This is a genomic window from Micromonospora sp. NBC_00617, assembly GCF_045161355.1.
Taxonomy (GTDB): domain Bacteria; phylum Actinomycetota; class Actinomycetes; order Mycobacteriales; family Micromonosporaceae; genus Micromonospora.
In genome coordinates this window covers 1,992,652-2,009,448 of record NZ_CP107751.1, presented here as the reverse complement: position 1 = coordinate 2,009,448, position 16,797 = coordinate 1,992,652, and the positions used below count along the sequence as shown (strand labels likewise).

The following is a 16,797-nucleotide window of genomic DNA, read 5'->3' as shown; positions in this document are numbered from 1 at the left end:
GTCAGGCCGGATCCAGCTCGACCAGTGGCTGGTCGTACTCCACCGGTTGGCCGTCCTCGACGAGGATCGCGGCCACCCGCCCGGCCCGGTCGGCGGTCACCTCGTTCATCAGCTTCATCGCCTCGACGATCGCGACCGGCTGGCCGGGGCGGACCAGGTCGCCCACCGCGACGAACGGCCTCGCACCGGGCTCCGGCGCGCGGTAGAAGGTGCCGACGATCGGGGCCCGGACCGCCGCGCGCCCGGGAACCGGCGGCCGGATCAGCGCGGCCGACGGGCCGGGCACGCCCGCGCCCGCCGACGGCGTGGCACCGGTTGGCGGCAGTGCCGGGGGTACGTCCGGCCGGCCGGCCGCCTCGTCCGGGTGCCACTGGACGTCCAGCACCGTCGTCCCGCTGCGCAACCGGATCCGACGCACCGGACCGGGGAGTTCGGCGAGCAGGTGCCGCGCCTGTCGACGCAGCCCGGCCAGCACCTCCTCGGCGTCCGCGTCGGCCCTCGGTTGCCCGTCCGCCGGCTGACGGCCGGCCGGGAGCACACCGTGGCGGGCGTCGGCGGGCTCGGGGCCGGTCTGCGCCGCGCTCCGACCGTCGGCGTCGGTGCGGCCCTCGTCGGTGCGGCGCTCGGCGTCCGGCCGACCGTTCGCGCTGTCCACGGTGGAGACCGTGGGCGCGGCGGTCATCGGGCACCCGCCCGGGCACCGGCGCGAGTGGCGCCGAACCGGCGGAACCGCTGCCGGCGCAGGCGGACCAGCATGGCGGGCGGCACGTCCAGCAGCGGCAGCAGGTTCGCCAGCAGCGCGGCGCGGAGCCGTCGGGCGGTCTCCGCGGGGTCGTCGTGGGCGGCCGTCGCCGGTTCGGGGACGATCTCGTCGACGACGCCGAGGCGACGCAGGTCGGGTGCCGTCAGCCGGAGCGCGCGGGCGGCCTGCGGCGCGGCGGAGCGGTCCGGCCAGAGGATGGCGGCGCAGCCCTCCGGGCTGATCACCGAGTACACCGCGTGTTGGAGCATCAGCACCCGGTCGGCGACGGCGAGGGCCAGCGCGCCACCGCTGCCGCCCTCGCCGGTGATCACGGCGAGGACGGGGGTGGGCAGCACGGTGAGGGTGAGGATGTTCTCCGCGATGGCGGCCGCCTGACCCTGTTCCTCGGCGCTGATCCCCGGGTCGGCGCCGGGGGTGTCGACGAGGGTGACCACCGGCAGGCCGAGGCGGGCGGCGAGACGCATCAGTCGCAGCGCCTTGCGGTGCCCGGCGGGGCTGGCCATCCCGAAGTTGCGCGCGACCAGGTCGGCGGTGGTGTGCCCCTTCTGGTGGCCGATGACCATGACGTGCCGGCCGGCGAGCCGGGCGATACCGCCGACGATGGCGGGGCAGTCCCCGCCGAGCCGGTCGCCGTGCAGCTCGACGAACCCGTCGAAGACCGAGTCGAGATAGTCCAGGGCGGTGGGTCGACCCGGGTGGCGGGCCGTGCGCACGGTGTCCCACGCGTCGCGTACCGCAGGTGTCGGGCCGTCGTCGGCCGGGCGGTGGCCGTCGGCCTCCGCCTGCCGGACCGTCGGGGCCGCGCCGGCCAGGCGTTCGTGGTGCCGCGCCGGCTCCTGACGGGGTACGGGCACACGCGCCGGACGGCCGGCGCGGGCCGCGGCCAGCAGTGCCGACAGTCGACCCCGCAGCGACCGGCGCTGCACCACCATGTCCACCTGACCGTGGCGCAGCAGGAAGTCGGCGGTCTGGAAGCCCTCGGGCAACGCCCGGCCGGTGACCTGGCGGATCACCCGTGGTCCGGCGAAACCCATCCGCGCGCCGCTCTCGGCGAGCACCAGGTCGGTGTTGGTGGCGAACGACGCCGCCACCCCGCCGTAGGTCGGGTCGGTGAGCACGCTGACGGTGAGCAGACCCGCCTCGCGCAGCGCGGCGATGGCCTGGCTGACCGTGGCCATCTGCATCAGCGACAGGGCGCCCTCCTGCATCCGCGCCCCACCGGACGCGGTGACCAGGATGAGTGGCAGGCGATCGTCCAGCGCCCGCTCGGCGGTTCGGGTGATGAGTTCACCCACCGCGCAGCCGAGGCTGCCGCCGAGGAAGCGGAAGTCCATCACGGCCAGAGCGGCCGGCTGTCCGCCGATGGTGGCGGTGCCGCAGAGGACCGCCTCGGCCAGGCCCGTGCTGACCCGCGCGGCGCTGAGCCGGTGCGGGTAGGGCACCACGTCGACGAAGTCGAGCGGGTCCGCCTCGGGCAGCCGGTCGGGCAGGAGCCGCAGGGAGCCCGGGTCCACGAGCTGCCGCAGTCGTTCCGGAGCCCCGAGCCGGGTGTGTTCACCGCACTCCGGGCAGACGTCCAGGTTGCGTCGCAGCCGCTTGCGGTAGAGCAGGCTCGCACAGCCGGCGCAGCGGGACCAGAGTTGCTCCGCATGCCCGGCGGTGGCGGTCACGAGCGCCCCCCGGTGTCCGGGGCGTCGAACCGGTAGAAGCAGTGCGCCATCGCGTCGCGCGGTGAGCGCCAGGTCGGCAGGTACGGCGAGACGTACGGCCGCAGCCGCTCGCTGACCCGGACGAACTCGGGGTGCCCACGGGCGGCCTCCACCGCCTCCTGCGCCGGATGCTCGGTGTCGAGCAGGTGCACGTAGAGGTCGTGCAGTCGGTACAGCGAGCGGTGCCGGACGCCGACCAGGCGCGGCAGCTCGGTCGCGTCCGACTCGGCGAAGATGTCGGCGACCTGTTCCTCGGCGGTCGGTACGACCTTCGCGACGATCAGCGATCGGTCCATGGCTGGGCCTCCCCCTACGGCGTCCGGGCCGGCCGGTGAACCTCCGGACGCGCTGGACGACTGCCGCCACGATGCGGCAGTCGTCGTCACGGCGGCGTCACCGCAGCGGACCGACCGTCCACGCTGCACGGTGACGCTGCGTTGACGCAACCTGTGTATGAGCTATGTGTCCCATGTTTGTCCTCCGACCCGGAGGAATGGCGTTTCAGCAGTTCAGAACTGATCTCACGGTTGCCTGCGACCGAGGGAAGGCCAATATCGGCGTTGACTCACCGTGACCATTATTGATAATCTTCACGGTGGTCAGCCCGGCGGCTCCGGCGGGCGGTGCCGCGCCTTCACAGCCGTTGTCGCATTCCATCGACGGGGTCGACGGTGGCGAGGCGGCAGCCGATCCGGGACACAGCAGACAGTCGGGACGAGCGTTCCGCAGGGGGTGCCGCCGTGGTCGTTGAGCCGTCCGTGCCGACCGCCGCAGGTTCCGGCGAGGCCGACCTCGCACTGCACCTGCTCGGCGGCTTCCGGCTCCTGCACGCCACCGCGCACATCGTGGTGCCGCGCGGCCTGCAACGGGTGATCGCGCTGATCGGGCTGCGTCCCGGCGCCACCCGCAGCCAGCTGGCCGGGCTGCTCTGGCCCGACGTGTCGGAGGATCGGGCGCTGTCGTCGCTGCGTACCGCGCTGTGGCGGCTTCGGCAGGACCCGTGCTGCCCAATGGTCGTGGCCGGCGACACGGTCCGACTGGACCCGGCGGTACAGCTCGACGTGGACGACCTCGTCCAGACGGCCGCCCGCGTCCGCAACGGCGACGACCCGCGGACCACCGCCGGTGCGCTCGCCGCCGGTCGGCACGACCTGCTGCCCGGCTGGTACGACGACTGGGTGCTGCTGGACCGGGAACGGCTGCGACAACTGCGCCTGCACATGCTGGAGCAGGTGGCCGCGCAGCACCTCGCGGCGGGGCGACACGGCGAGGCGTTGGAGGCCGCGTTGGAGGCGATGGCCGCCGAGCCGCTGCGCGAGACGCCACACCGGCTGGTGGTACGCATCCATCTCGCCGAGGGCAACGCCTTCGAGGCCGTGCACGCCTTCTACGTCTACCGCGACCTGTTGCGCCGGGAGCTGCGCCTGGAGCCCAGCCCGGCGATGAGCGCCCTGCTCGACGACACGCTCGCCCCGATCCGGGCGGCCACCCGCCCCGCGACCGTCGGCCAGGAGACCGCCGCCCGGCCGTCACCGGCCGGGCGGCGCACGTGACGGTGACGTGACACACCCTGCGGCACGGTGGGCGCAACGAGCACGTGACCACCGGCCCACGGGTCGGGATCGGGCACCGGCGGAAGGGTTCCCATGAGTCGTCTACTGATCGTCAGCCGGATCATCCCAGGCGCGGAGGAGCGGGTCGCCCAGATCTTCGCCGAGTCCGACGCCACCGAACTGCCCGGTCTGACCGGCGTCACGCACCGGTCCCTGTACTGCCTGCACGACGTGTTCGTGCACCTCATCGAAACCTCGGACGTCGACCCGGGCGCCCTCGCCGCCGCCCGCAACCACCCGCGCTTCCAGCAGGTCAACGAGCGGCTCGCGGCCCACACCTCGCCATACCTGTCGACCCGGCGCTCCCCCCGCGACGCCATCGCCGACTGCTTCTACCGGTGGGACGCGGCCGACGTGGCAGCGCCCCACCCGGCCGGCTGACATGTCCACCCCCCGCCGCACGTCCTGATCATCGGCGCCGGCACCGGCGGGCTGTGCCTCGCGCACGGGCTGCGCCGCGCCGGGATCAGCGTCGCCGTCTACGAACGCCACCACCACAGCGCCGAAGGGCTGCTCGGTTACCGGGTGGGCATCGGCCCCACCGGCAGCCGGGCGCTGCGCGAGTGCCTGCCGCCGAAGCTGTTCGCCACGTTCCTGGCCACCTGCGCCCGGCCGCCGAGCTACTTCAACGTCGTCACCCAGCGGCTGCGCCAGACCGCCTCGTTCGAGTTGCGGCCGGCCGTCGACCCGGTGCGCACCGAACACTCGGTCGCCCGGACGGTGCTGCGCCAGGTGCTGCTGACCGACCTGGGCGACGTGGTGCGCTTCGACAAGACCTTCGTCCGGTACGAGCAGCACGACGACGGCACGGTCACCGCGTACTTCGCCGACGGGACCAGCGCCACCGGCGACCTGCTGGTGGCCGCGGACGGCACGCACTCGGCGGTCCGCCGCCAGTACCTGCCACACGGGCCTGGCCCGGCCTGTCGGCGCAGACCAGCGCCGACTACATCAACCTGATCATCTGGAGCAGGGCCCGCCGTTCCCGGCCGACGTGCTGCAACGCCGAGGTGAGGACCTGAAACGCGTCGCGCTGGACCTCACCCCCAACTGGCATCCGCACCTGCGGGAGCTGTTGCGGATGAGCGATCCGGACAGCGCCCTGCCGATCAAGGTGAGCACGTCCGAGCCGACGCCGCCCTGGAAGAGCAGCACCGTCACCCTGCTCGGCGACGCCATCCAACCCATTACCCCGGGGCGTGGGGTGGGCGCGAACACCGCGCTGCGCGATGCCCGCCTGCTCTGCGCGCACCTCACCCGCGCCGCCGCCGGGGACAAGACGCTGGTGCAGGCGGTGGCGGACTACGAGGCCGCCATGGTGCCGTACGGCTTCGCGCGGGTCGCCGAGTCGCTGCACCGCAGCGGCACCAGCGGCGACGACCGAATGTACCGGCCGGTGGTGGGCCGACTCGCGCTACTCGGTGCGCGCGGGTACTTCGGAGTGACCAGCCGGGTGCCCCCGCTGCCGCGCCGCTTCGTCGACGACTTTCACACCTACGAGGGCGACCAGGACTGAACGCGGCACCACCGACCCGGGCACGGCGACACGCGCCGGCCCGGGTCACTGCGTGTGCGGCGGTCACCGCGGGAGCCCGGCCCTGGTCGTCGCGCGCACCGTTGGCGAACGGTGCGCGGGCCGACACCGGTCGCGCCCTGCCGTGGCTGCGACGCTGCGTCACCCCTCAGGCACCGCACGAGGTGACCGTCTCCGCCACGGTGCCGACGACCGGTCCTCTCGGTCGTCGGCAAAGCGCGTGTGCAAAGCTGCGGCGAGTTTTTCTCGTGACTTTTTCAACGAGCAGAGAGGGAGGTTCGCCGTGGAGTGGTCTATCGGACACTCGCTGATAGTGATACTGGCGTTGTTGCTGGGCCTGGCCGCCGGATGGTTGCTGCGCGGCCGGCAGGACACGCGGGCCAGCGGACGGGGTCAGTCGATCGTGGACGGTGACCCCGTCGCCGGCCTGGCCGTGATCGACGCTCCGGTGCCACCGGCCGCCACCGACGAGTCCACCCCGGCGGCGGCTGTGGACGCTCCCCCGGCCGCGGTCACCGAGGAGCCGGTCCCGGTGGACACGGTCAGCGCACCCGCCGCGGTGACCACGCGGGACGACTCCGCCCCGGACGCCGTCGACACGGGCGACATGGCCCTCACCGACGCCCCGCCGCTCGCCCCCGCCACCGAGCGGACCGACGCGGTCGACGAGCAGCCGGCGTTCACGGCGGACCCGGAGCCGGTCGCGGTCGACGAGCCGCCCGCCCCGGCGACGGTGATCGCCCCGCGCCAGCCGATGGACGACAGCACCGACACCCTGCCGTCCGAGGCGCCCCACACCGAGGCGCCCCACACCGAGGCGCCCCAGACCGAGGCGATCCCGGCGGCGATCACGCAGGCGGAGACCAGCCCGGCCGAGACCACCGACACCGAGGCCGGCCCGGCGGAGGTCACGCAGGCCGAGACCACGTACGCCGAGGCCAGCCCGGCCGAGGTCACGCAGGCCGAGACCACGTACGCCGAGGCCAGCCCGGCCGAGGCGACGCCGGCGGTTGCGGCGAGCGCGACCTCGGCGGACGTCGAGGACGCCGAGCCGGTGCGGGCCGCCCCGCCGGCCCGGACGGCCGACACCACGGCGACGCAGGCGGACACCGAGCCGACGGGCCCGGCGGACGACTTCCGCCGGATCCAGGGGGTCGGGCCGAAGATGGCGGCCGCGTTGCAGGCGGCCGGCGTACGTACCTACAGCCAGCTCGGCGAGCTGGACGAGCCGGCGCTGCGCGACCTGATCCGGGCCGCCGGTCTGCGTGCGGCGCCCGCGCTGGCCACCTGGCCGCAGCAGGCGCGGGTGCTGGCCGGCGCCGGTGACCAGGCGACCGCGGTATTGCCGGGCGACAGCCAGGGCTGAGTGCCGACAGTGAACCCCCGGGCGCCCGTCTTCTCGACGGTCGGGCCCGGGGGTTCCGCCGTTTCGGCGAAGCGGTCGGGAGGTTCCGTCGTTCCGGTGAAGCGGTCGGGGCCGAGCGCCAAGCCGTGATCGACCCGGTGTCGCGGAAACCGGGCCATCCAACCGCCCGGACGCACCGGCGTCAGAAAGCCGAGGCGATCAACCGCCTCCCGATCGGAGGACGACCGGACGAATCCCCACTGGCGCGGTCGGCCGCTGGCTAGCGTCGGTCGAGGTGGGCCGGACGGCTTGCCGAGTCCACCGGCACCGCAGGAGCAATCGTGCACCTCTCCGCGCCGGGGCCAGGGCACCGCAAGACCCGACCGCCGGTGCGCGACCCGGATGCCTCCCGCCGGGTGACGCTGCTCGAACTCTTCTTCGACCTGGTGTACGTGGTCGCGCTCGCGCTCATCTCGCGCGGCATGGTCAACCAGCTCGACTGGCATCGGGCCGGTCAGTCGTTGATCCTGCTGGCCGCCGTCTGGTGGACGTGGGCGATCACCACCCTCGTCACCGACCTGTACGACCCGGAACGCAGCGAGATCAAGCTGCTGGTCAGCGCCGTGATGTTCGGCGCCCTGTTGATGACCACCGCGATCCCGGAGGCGTTCGGCGCACGGGGAATCGTCTTCGCCGCCACGTACGTGACCATCCACCTCGGGCGCGGGCTGTTCCTGATGCCGGCCGTGCGCCGGGAACCGCAGACCCAACGCAGGGCCGTGCGCATCTTCGTCTGGTTCGCGGTGTCGGCGATCCCCTGGATCATCGGCGCGTTCGTCAGCGGCAACGCCCGGCTGGCGTTCTGGGCCACCGCGCTCGCCATCGACTACGGCGGCTTCCGGCTCGCGTACCCGGTGCCCGGTTTGGGGGTGGTGCCGGAGCCGCAGCGCAACGTCACGGCCGAGCACCTCTCCGAGCGGTACCAGCAGTTCTTCACCATCGCCCTCGGCGACGCCATCCTGACCATCGGCACCGGGTTCAACCTGGCCCACTCCGAGGCGCAGAAAATCGCGTCGTTCGCCGTGGCGTTCGCGACCACCCTGCTGCTCTGGCGGATCTACGTCCACAAATCCGGCCAGCTGCTGCCGACGGCCATCAAGATGTCCGGAGCGCCGGGCAAGTTCCTGTTCACCGCGCCGTACACCCACCTGCTGATGATCGCCGGAGTGGTGGTCACGACCTCCGGGTTCGACCTGGTGCTGCACGACGACCCCGGCGGTACGCCGCCGGCCTGGGCGGCGGTGATCCTCGGCGGTCCGGCGCTGTTCCTGGTCGGCCGGTCCTCATTCGAGTACGAGGTGTTCAGCCGGGTGTCGCCGTCGCGGGCCGGCGGTCTCCTGGCGTTGCTGACCATCGCACCGGCGGTGCTGTACCTGCCGCCGTTGTGCGCCTCCCTCGGCGCCCTGCTGGTGCTGGCCGGCGTCGCTTACGCCGACTATCGCCGCAGTCGCGGCAAACCGCCGGAGGCCCCCGCCCCGCCCCACTGAACCCCCCGCGCTGGGCACCACCCGGCCGACCCGGCGGTGGCTCACACCAGCGCTCCCGCGTACCCCCGGACCCGCAACCGTTGCCCGGCGGCGTCGCCCAGGCGCACCTGAAGGCCCAGCGGAGCGGCGGCCCGGCGTACGTCGTCCAGGTGCAGCGAACCGTGCCGGTCCACGGTCAGCACCGGCGGCTCCTCCAACTCGCACTCGGGCGCGTGGAAGGAGAGCAGGGTCACCGAGGTGGTGAGGTAGCCGGGGTAGGCGGCACGGGCGGCCGCCTCGTCCGGGTGGGCGAGCACCACCAGGTCGTCGAGGTGGGCGAAGTCGGCGGCGAGCGCGCCGGCCTTCCAGTGCGCCGGCTCCTCGACGGCTCCGGTGTGGTGTCGGGACCGGTTCGCCGACGTGATGTAGAGGTGATCGGTGCCGGTCTCGGCGAGCGCCCGGTCGAAGAACGTGTTGGACGGGCAGGTCAGACCGGGAGCGATCACCTGGGTGGTACGCAGGCCGCGGGCGAGCTGGGTGACGTGCTCGGGCAGCCGGACGGCGGCGGGGCCCCGGAAGCCGAACGGCCCGGCGCCGTAGAGGGCGTCCATCAGCGCCCGCACCCGGGCGATCGGCAACCGGGGCGAGATCCGGGACCAGTCGAACATTCCCGGGATCCGCCCGATGGCGGTGGTGATGCTGCCGATCTGGTGGACCGGGCGGCCCTTGGCCAGGTTGACCCGGCGGACGGTAGCCGCGTCCGGCCGGGTGACGAGCGCGTAGAAGTTGGCGAACGCCGCCGCGACGACCGCGCCGCCGGCGAGCGCGCGGGCCGCGACCGCGACGTCCTCGGGGCGGTCGATGTACAGGGATGGGGTCGGGGCGTTCATGGGTCCTCCTCGGCGGGGCCGTGAGGCAGTTCTACGTCCGGTGGCCCGCGCGGCGGCCGGGTCGGTCGGCGATCCGATAGCCGACCGTCGGGACGCGATGCGGGCGGCCGATGCCGGTGCGGTACCGACGGCGAACGGCATGGGCCGGACGGAGGATCCGGGGGTGTCGGACGCCCACCGTTAGCCGCGCGACCCGATTGGGTACAACGCCTGCACCTCAGATCCACCACATTCCTTCAGGAGGCAGCGATGCGCGGCACCTCGATACTCGGAGTCATCGTCGTGATCTGGTTGGTGATCGGCGCCATCGCCGGCGGTCAGCGGGGCTACTACGGCGGCGACGACACCAACTGCGCCGAGGCCGGCACGATCCTGGTCACGATCGTGGCCGGACCACTGAACTACATCGGGGCCAACCCCAAGGTCGACTGCAAGCTGCCCGAGCCGTCCAAGTAGGACGTACGCGACTCACCGGCCCGCGCCCGTTCAGGGCGCGGGCCGTCTGCTGCCCGGGGTCCAGGGGGCGCCGCGCCGCGTCCCGCCTACGGGTCCGGGTTCCCGGCCAGGAGCAGGTCGACGGGACGTCGGTCGCCGTCGAGCTTCAGGGAGTCCCACCAGCGATTGATGAGCGGGCCGGGCGGGCACCGCCACACCGCGCAGCGCGTCCTAGGAGGCTGGTTTGGACGCCGGCGTTTGTCGGTCCCGAAGGCGGGAACCGACCGGCGTCAGCGGGCGGACGGAATCGGGAGTGTGCCATGCAGATCGGCTACAAGCTGGCCTCGGAGGGCTTCGGACCGCAGGAGATCATCCGGCAGGCCGTCCGGGCCGAGCAGGCCGGTTTCGACTTCGTCGAGATGAGCGACCACTTCCACCCCTGGCTGGACGCGCAGGGCCACTCGTCCTTCACCTGGAGCGTGCTCGGCGCGATCGCGGCGCGAACCACCACGCTGCGCCTGGCCACCGGCGTGACCTGCCCGACCGTGCGCTACCACCCGGCGATCATCGCGCAGGCCGCGGCGACCATGGCGCTGATCTCCGACGGACGCTTCACCCTCGGCGTCGGGGCCGGCGAACGGCTCAACGAACACGTCGTGGGTCAGGGCTTTCCCAGCGTGCGGGGTCGGCACGAACGGCTGCGTGAGGCGCTGGAGATCATCCGGCTGCTCTGGCAGGGCGGCTACCAGTCATACGAGGGACGACACCTGCAACTGGAGGACGCCCAGGTCTTCGACCTGCCGGACACCCCGCCGGCGATCGCGGTCGCGGCGAGCGGAGAGGCATCGGCCCGGCTCGCCGCCGAACTGGGCGACGGGCTGTTCGCCACCGATCCGGACGCCTCGATCGTCGAGCACTACCGGCGTGCCGGCGGATCGGGCCCCCGCTACGCCGAGGTGCCACTGGCCTGGGCCACCGACGAGCAACAGGCGGTGCAGGCGGTGTTGCAGACCAGCCGGTGGATGGTCACCGGCTGGAAGGTGATGAGCGAGCTGCCGAACCCGGTCAACTTCGACGCGGCCAGCGCGCACGTGGAGGAGAAGCACATCCGCGAGCTCTTCGCCGTCGGCCCCGATCCCGAGCCGCACGTGGCGAAGGTCCGGTCGTACGTCGACGCCGGCTTCGACCACGTCGTTCTGCAGAACGCCGGTGGCGACCCCGACGGCTTTCTCGACTTCTTCGCCACCGACCTCTCCGGCCGGCTGCGCTCCCTGAGCTGACGCCGCCAGCTCAGGCGCTGGGCTGCGGGCCCCGGGGCCCGCACACGACCAACGCCGGGAGCGGTGCACGGGACCACGCCGGGAGCGTCTGGTTCCGGGTTGTGGCCGGCGCCGGGAGGAGACCGACCTGCGGATGTACCGCGCCCTGGCCGAGACGGAGGCGCCCTCGGGGGGAAGGTCACGCTGCAGGCCACCGTTCTGCGGCTGGAAGCCGCCGCGGTCGACGAGGCGCTGGACCTGTTCGACTCGCTGATGGCCACCTGGCTGATCAGTCCGGTGCGGCGGGCCACGGACGAGGCCCGGCTGGGGGTTATCCCTGGTTGGAGAAGGCGCCCGCGGCGCTGGTCGCGGTGGCCCGCACAGTGCTGGCGCTGCTGGACACCACTTGATTAGGGCAGCTCAACGGCTGGCTGATTGGTGTGCAGCGCGTCGCGGAAGGCCTGCAAGGTTGGGCCGGGTGGGCCTGGGCGGGCAAGTCGGACGAGGGCGCTGCGTCGCTGGCGTTGTTCGCGCAGGTCCACAGCGACGAGTTGCCGAGCGCTCAGCTCGGGTTCGGCGAGGGTGGGAGTGAGGAGAGCGGCACCGACCCCGCGTACCAGAAGAGTTTTTGCTGTTGCCAGCGCCCAGATTTCGACGACGGCCGGGGCAGCAGATCTGGTGGCCATTCTATGGACCCGCTGGTCGTAGTCGACCGGGAGGTCGAGGAACGGCCGGGCCGCCAGCACCGCGTCCAGGAAGTCGATGGGCTCGGGGAGAGAGGCCAAGGGGTGGGTTGGGGCGACAACTAGGAGCAGCGATTCCTGGGTGGTGAGAAGCACCTCGGCGCGGGCTGGAAGATCGTCGAGCAGCGGCGGCCACGGAGCGTAGATCGCCTCGACAGTCCGATCGGCGAGCAGCCGGCGCAGTTCGCCGGCTTCGGCCGTTAGCACGCGTAACCGTAGGTCGGGTAACCGGGAGACAAGGTCGGCGACGGCAGCCGCGAACGGTCCGGCGCTGAGCGAGGCGGTGACGCCGAGCGTGAGCGACCTACCCAAGGTGCCGGAGGTGGCTATGGAACGTCCCTCGCGCAGCGCTTCGACGGCTCGGTCTGCGTATGGCAGAAAGGCGCGGCCCAGGTCGGTGAGCTTAGCGCCGCGGGGTCCGCGGTCAAAGAGGCTGCCGCCGAGGTCTGCTTCAAGCGCCGCGATACGCGCGCTGATCGTGGGTTGGCTGACATGCATCGAGGCGGCGACCCGGCCAAAGCTGCCGGCAACGGCGACTGCGAGGAAGGTCTCGAGTGCCCGAAGATCCACTCGCGCACCTCCTGCCGCAACCGTCGGTCATAGGGATCGTTAATGGGTGGCATTCTAACTAGGCCCTGGCTGGACGGCGCGTCGCCGGGTGTGATCGATCCATGGACCACGTCATTGATGCAGGCAGAAACGACCCGGACAGCGTTGCTGATGCCATTCGGCAGCAGGTGAACCGCCACGCCGACGCCCTGATCGGGCTGAGTCATCGGATTCACGACCATCCGGAAACTGCGTTCGAGGAACACCGGGCCAGTAGCTGGCTGGCTGATGTGCTGCACTCCTCGGGTTTCACCGTGTCCGGCGCGGTAGCCGGGATGGACACCGCTTTCGTCGCAACCGCCGGGGACGGTCCACTGCACATCGCACTGTGTGCCGAGTACGACGCGCTGCCCGGCATCGGCCACGCGTGTGGTCATAATGTGATCGCGGCAAGTAGCGTCGGCGCCGCGCTCGCCCTTGCCGCTGTTGCGGACACCATCGGGGCGACCGTTACGGTCATCGGCTGCCCCGCCGAAGAGTACGGGGGCGGCAAGATTCGGCTGCTCGATGCCGGGATCTTCGATCCGATCCACGCCGCGCTCATGGTGCATCCCAGCCCGTACGATGATCCCGCGCCCCGTACCACCGCGCTGAGTGCCTTCGGAGTGTCCTACCAAGGCGTGGCGGCCCATGCCGGGGCCTTTCCGGAGCGGGGCGTGAACGCTCAGGACGCGATGACCGTTGCCCAGGTCGCGCTCGGGCTGATGCGACAGCAGCTACCCGAGGGCCGCCAGGTGCATGGCATCGTCACGAGTGGCGGCGACGCCCCCAACATCATCCCGGCCCTTGCCGCAGGCCGGTTCATGGCCCGCTCCGCCACGCTCGACGAACTCGGTTCGCTACGGCTGCGGGTGGACGACTGTTTCCAGGCCGGCGCCATTGCCAGCGGCGCTCAGCTCGATCTGCGGGACGAGTTCCCGCCCTACGCCGAGTTGCGCCACCATGCGGGGCTTACGACTCTTTACCGCGATTCGGCGACTGCGCTGGGACGGCGCTTTGACGATAGCGTGCCGCGCAGTCGGACCGGTCCGAGCACCGACATGGGCAACGTGTCCCACCGGCTGCCCGCGATCCACCCGTTGATCGGGCTCGACGCGCGCGGCGCGGTCCCACACCACCCCGACTTTACCGCCGTCGCCGCCGGACCATCGGCTGATAGCGCCGTCCTTGACGGTGCGCTCGCGCTCAGCGGGACCGTCATTCGGCTCGCGGCGCTGCCTGACCCGTACGCGTTCCTTGGCAACCAGGCGCCTCGGAATATCAGCCAATCCTGACCTCATCGGTTACCTAGGGCATGTGGACCACCCCCCGTCGCCTGCGGGAAGCCGCAGAATGTTGAGAGGTGCTGGTAGCTAAGCGTGCACAGGCATCAGAAATCATGCAGGTACTAACGCCGTCTGATCATTGGAGTGCCCCAAACAACGCCGATGAACACCACCATTCCGCGCGACCTGCAAGAACCATCGGGACCGCCGTCGAGGTCGTGCCGGGCGGTCTCCTCCTCGGTACGTGGACATCAAATGCCTGCCTTCCTGGGTACGTGACGTGACCGCGCCATCGGGGCGTGGGGTGCTCGACGTGCCGCCGACCACCAAAAGCCACCATAAGACGCAATACGGACAGGAAGGTGAACGTGAATAGTGCTGTTATTCATCTTTAACGCCACCAGACGGTGCGCGCGGTCAGCCGCCAACGTGGATGCCGGGCCGACGCAGCGGGTCCGGCTCGGTACGCCGAATGATCTCCCGTACCACCGGCGGGGTGTCCCCCCGGCCGAGGATCAGGTAGCGCAGCAGGTGCGCGATGGGGCTGCCCTCCGACCACTCGAAGTGCGCGTGCGGGCGTACCCCGGTGGCGTCGCGCAGCGCCAGCAGGATCGCGGCGATCGCGTTCGGCGCGGCCGGGCTGCTGGCCCGCAACACGCGGAAGCCGGCCACCTCGACGCCGTGCACCCGCAGCACCTGGCTGAACCCCGACGGATCCACCACGTCGATCTCCAGGAACAGCACGTCCGCGGCCCCGGGCACAGGGTTCATGCCCCGCTGCGCCCGCTCCTTGATCGTGTACTCCTTCACCGAGCCGCCCTGGCGCTTGTTCGCGATGAGGTGCAACTGCCCGTCATGAGCCAGCGACTCGGCGACGAACCGGCGGGCCGGCTCGTCGAACTCGATCCGCTCGGCGCGCAGCTCCGTCGTCCGGGTGACGCGGGAGATCAGCGACACCGCGATGATGCCGAGGATGAACAGCGCCGAGATGGTGATGCCGTCCGGCTTCTCGATGACGTTCTCCACCAGGGCGTACACCAGCACGAGCGTCAGCACGGTAAAGCCGATGGCGCCGCCGCGCTGGCGGCTCCGGACCGCCGAGATGGCCACCGCGACCGCGCCGGAGACCATCATCGCCAGGATGCCGGTGGCGTACGCGCCGGCCTGGGCGTTGACGTCGGCGCGGAAGGCGACCGTGATGGCGACGCTGACGACGGTGTAGACGACCACCACCGGGCGTACGGCACGCGCCCACTCCGGGGCCATGCCGTACGAGGGCAGGTAGCGGGGCACGATGTTGATCAGCCCGGCCATTGCCGACGCGCCGGCGAACCAGAGGATGAGCACGCTGCTCACGTCGTAGACGGTGCCGAACACCTCGCCGAGATAGGTGTGCGCCAGAAAGGCCAGCGCCCGACCGTTCGCGGGGCCGCCCGGGCGGAACTCGGCAGCGGGAATGAGCGCGGTGGTCACGAAGGTCGTCGAGATCAGGTACACCGACATGATCAGCGCGGCGGTGGTGAGCAGCCGGCGGGTGTTGCGGATCCGGACGGCCAGCCGGGCCGGCCGGTCCGGGCCGTCGGCCGACACCAGCGGCATCATGCTGACGCCGGTCTCGAAGCCGGACAGCCCCAGCACCAGCAGCGGGAACGCCAGCACGGCCGTGAGCAGGATGTGACCCGCCCCGCCGCCGGCGGTCAGCGCGGTTCTCCAGTCCGACACGATGGCGGGGTCCTCGACGATCCGAGCCACCGCGACCACCACGATCACCGCGTTGAGGACCAGGAAGACCGCCACCAGCGGGATGGCCACCACGACGGCCTCGCGGAAGCCGAGCAGGAACACACCGCCGAGGACGAGCAGCAGCGCGACCGTGACCAGCACCGGCACCGCCGGGCCGTGCAGGGAGTCCGGCAGGTACGGGTTCTCCAGCAGGTGCACGGTGGCGTCGGCCGAGGACAGGGTGATCGTGATGATCCACGAGGTGGCCACGAACCCGAGCAGCACGAGCACGAAGATCTTGCCCCGCCAGAACGGCAGCAGTCGCTCCAGCATCGCCACCGAGCCCTGCCCGTGCGGGCTCTCCTGGGCCACCCGGCGGTACATGGGCAACATGCCGAACAGGGTCAGCGCGACGATCAGCAGGGTCGCCAGCGGGGACAGCGCGCCGGCGGCCACCGCCGCGATGCCCGGCAGGTACGACAGGGTGGAGAAGTAGTCCACGCCGGTCAGGCACATCACCTGCCACCACGCGTGCCGGCGGTTCTGCCCCTCGGCCGTCTCCGGGCCCGGCGGCTGCACCTGGTGCTCGAAGAGCCACCGCCGCAGCGGGCTGGCCGGCGGCGCCGACCGGGCCGGGCTGGCGACCTGCTCGGGCACCACGACGCCCCGCCGGCCGCCCGAGTGCGGGCGGGCCGGGTCGCGGGCGGCGCGCAGGGCCGGGTCCGGTCCGGTCGGCGTATGGCGTCGTCCGCTCCAGCGTCGCGGTCTCGCCCGGTGCTCGTCAGCCATCGCCCGTCCCACCCTCGCAGGTCCTGATCCGACGGTAGGTGGTAGCCGGCGGTCCGACCGGCGAACCGGGTACGCGAATGGCCTGCTCAGGGCAGGTCCTCATCCGGCGAGCAGCCGTGCCAGGACCGGCGGGTCGGCAACGGTGACGGTGGCCGCCGGATGCCGGGGCCAGCCGCCGGGCGCCAGGGCCGGCACCGGTACGCCGAAGCGCAGGCAGACCCCTCCCGCCGTGCTGCTGCCGAAGCTCACGCCGCCATCGGCCAGCGACAGGTGGGGGCCGATCACCCGCCACCAGCGGTACGGACCACCCACCTCGGCGTCGATCACGTTGTCCCGGCCGGTGCGCAGCCGCCACGGCCCGTACCGGATCAAAAGGTCCTGGTCGGTGACGGCGACCCAGGCCGTCGCCGGCCGGACGCCCAGCAGCGCCAACGGCCAACGGAACGCCGGGTCGAAGCGGAACGGGAACCGGGCCACGGCGGTCATCGCGCACCGGGACGGGCGGCGGGTCGCGGCACCGGGCCGCCCGGCCGCAGCGGACCGGGCCGTGCGGGGCGGGGTCGGGCGGCGGGCCGGCGCCGGGCCAGGACGGTCA

General features: G+C 72.2%; 14 protein-coding genes and 1 pseudogene. 8 read left to right on the top strand and 7 right to left on the bottom strand.

Annotated features, from left to right (window positions below):
* Position 1 precedes the first annotated feature (1 nt).
* Genes OG505_RS09020 through OG505_RS09010 form a run of 3 tightly spaced genes read right to left on the bottom strand, consistent with a single transcriptional unit; the run spans position 2 to position 2,768 of the window.
* A complete protein-coding gene (locus tag OG505_RS09020) occupies positions 2 to 682 on the bottom strand; it encodes an acetyl-CoA carboxylase biotin carboxyl carrier protein (protein ID WP_405432474.1) in 681 nt (226 codons plus the stop codon).
* On the bottom strand, positions 679 to 2,433 hold the full coding sequence (locus OG505_RS09015; protein WP_405432472.1) for an acetyl-CoA carboxylase carboxyltransferase subunit alpha: 1,755 nt from the start codon (positions 2,431 to 2,433) through the stop codon (positions 679 to 681). The genes OG505_RS09020 and OG505_RS09015 overlap by 4 nt, the downstream gene beginning before the upstream one ends.
* A complete protein-coding gene (locus OG505_RS09010) occupies positions 2,430 to 2,768 on the bottom strand; it encodes a TcmI family type II polyketide cyclase (RefSeq protein WP_405432471.1) in 339 nt (112 codons plus the stop codon). Before OG505_RS09010 ends, OG505_RS09015 begins: the two co-directional genes overlap by 4 nt.
* Before the next feature lie 444 nt (positions 2,769 to 3,212).
* Here OG505_RS09010 and OG505_RS09005 point away from each other — a divergent pair, with 444 nt between their 5' ends.
* The 5 genes and pseudogenes from OG505_RS09005 (at position 3,213) to OG505_RS08985 (ending at position 8,511) form a co-directional block, all read left to right on the top strand.
* On the top strand, positions 3,213 to 4,025 hold the full coding sequence (locus OG505_RS09005) for a BTAD domain-containing putative transcriptional regulator (protein ID WP_405432469.1): 813 nt from the start codon (positions 3,213 to 3,215) through the stop codon (positions 4,023 to 4,025).
* Between the two features lie 93 nt (positions 4,026 to 4,118).
* Positions 4,119 to 4,466 carry a TcmI family type II polyketide cyclase gene (locus OG505_RS09000; RefSeq protein ID WP_405432468.1) on the top strand — a complete coding sequence of 116 codons (348 nt, stop codon included), beginning with the start codon at positions 4,119 to 4,121 and terminating at the stop codon, positions 4,464 to 4,466.
* 24 nt (positions 4,467 to 4,490) lie between these two features.
* A pseudogene (locus OG505_RS08995) lies at positions 4,491 to 5,601 on the top strand (FAD-dependent oxidoreductase).
* 331 nt (positions 5,602 to 5,932) lie between these two features.
* On the top strand, positions 5,933 to 6,985 hold the full coding sequence (locus OG505_RS08990; protein ID WP_405432467.1) for a hypothetical protein: 1,053 nt from the start codon (positions 5,933 to 5,935) through the stop codon (positions 6,983 to 6,985).
* 320 nt (positions 6,986 to 7,305) lie between these two features.
* The gene (locus OG505_RS08985) at positions 7,306 to 8,511 is read left to right on the top strand and encodes a low temperature requirement protein A (protein WP_405432465.1); all 1,206 of its coding nucleotides are present in this window, start codon (positions 7,306 to 7,308) and stop codon (positions 8,509 to 8,511) included.
* Positions 8,512 to 8,552: 41 nt separating this feature from the next.
* Here the strand turns inward: OG505_RS08985 and OG505_RS08980 are convergent, their stop codons facing one another.
* Complete coding sequence (locus tag OG505_RS08980) at positions 8,553 to 9,380, bottom strand: hypothetical protein (protein WP_405432464.1); 828 nt, start codon at positions 9,378 to 9,380, stop codon at positions 8,553 to 8,555.
* Positions 9,381 to 9,629: 249 nt separating this feature from the next.
* Between OG505_RS08980 and OG505_RS08975 the strand changes: the two genes are divergently transcribed.
* Entirely contained in the window at positions 9,630 to 9,836 is a 207-nt protein-coding gene (locus tag OG505_RS08975; RefSeq protein WP_405432462.1) for a hypothetical protein, read from the top strand.
* A gap of 299 nt (positions 9,837 to 10,135) precedes the next feature.
* Complete coding sequence (locus OG505_RS08970) at positions 10,136 to 11,095, top strand: TIGR03557 family F420-dependent LLM class oxidoreductase (RefSeq protein ID WP_405432461.1); 960 nt, start codon at positions 10,136 to 10,138, stop codon at positions 11,093 to 11,095.
* 389 nt (positions 11,096 to 11,484) lie between these two features.
* On the opposite strand, the gene OG505_RS08965 is transcribed toward OG505_RS08970, so the two are convergent.
* Positions 11,485 to 12,387 carry a LysR family transcriptional regulator gene (locus tag OG505_RS08965; protein WP_405432459.1) on the bottom strand — a complete coding sequence of 301 codons (903 nt, stop codon included), beginning with the start codon at positions 12,385 to 12,387 and terminating at the stop codon, positions 11,485 to 11,487.
* A 101-nt stretch (positions 12,388 to 12,488) separates the two neighbouring features.
* Here OG505_RS08965 and OG505_RS08960 point away from each other — a divergent pair, with 101 nt between their 5' ends.
* Positions 12,489 to 13,700 (top strand): M20 family metallopeptidase, encoded by a 1,212-nt coding sequence (locus OG505_RS08960; protein WP_405432458.1) that lies wholly within the window; start codon positions 12,489 to 12,491, stop codon positions 13,698 to 13,700.
* A gap of 408 nt (positions 13,701 to 14,108) precedes the next feature.
* Here OG505_RS08960 and OG505_RS08955 read toward each other — a convergent pair whose 3' ends face one another.
* Both OG505_RS08955 and OG505_RS08950 read right to left on the bottom strand, forming a co-directional pair.
* Entirely contained in the window at positions 14,109 to 16,202 is a 2,094-nt protein-coding gene (locus tag OG505_RS08955) for an amino acid transporter (RefSeq protein ID WP_405432457.1), read from the bottom strand.
* A 99-nt stretch (positions 16,203 to 16,301) separates the two neighbouring features.
* Positions 16,302 to 16,688 carry a hypothetical protein gene (locus tag OG505_RS08950; protein WP_405432456.1) on the bottom strand — a complete coding sequence of 129 codons (387 nt, stop codon included), beginning with the start codon at positions 16,686 to 16,688 and terminating at the stop codon, positions 16,302 to 16,304.
* Positions 16,689 to 16,797 lie beyond the last annotated feature (109 nt).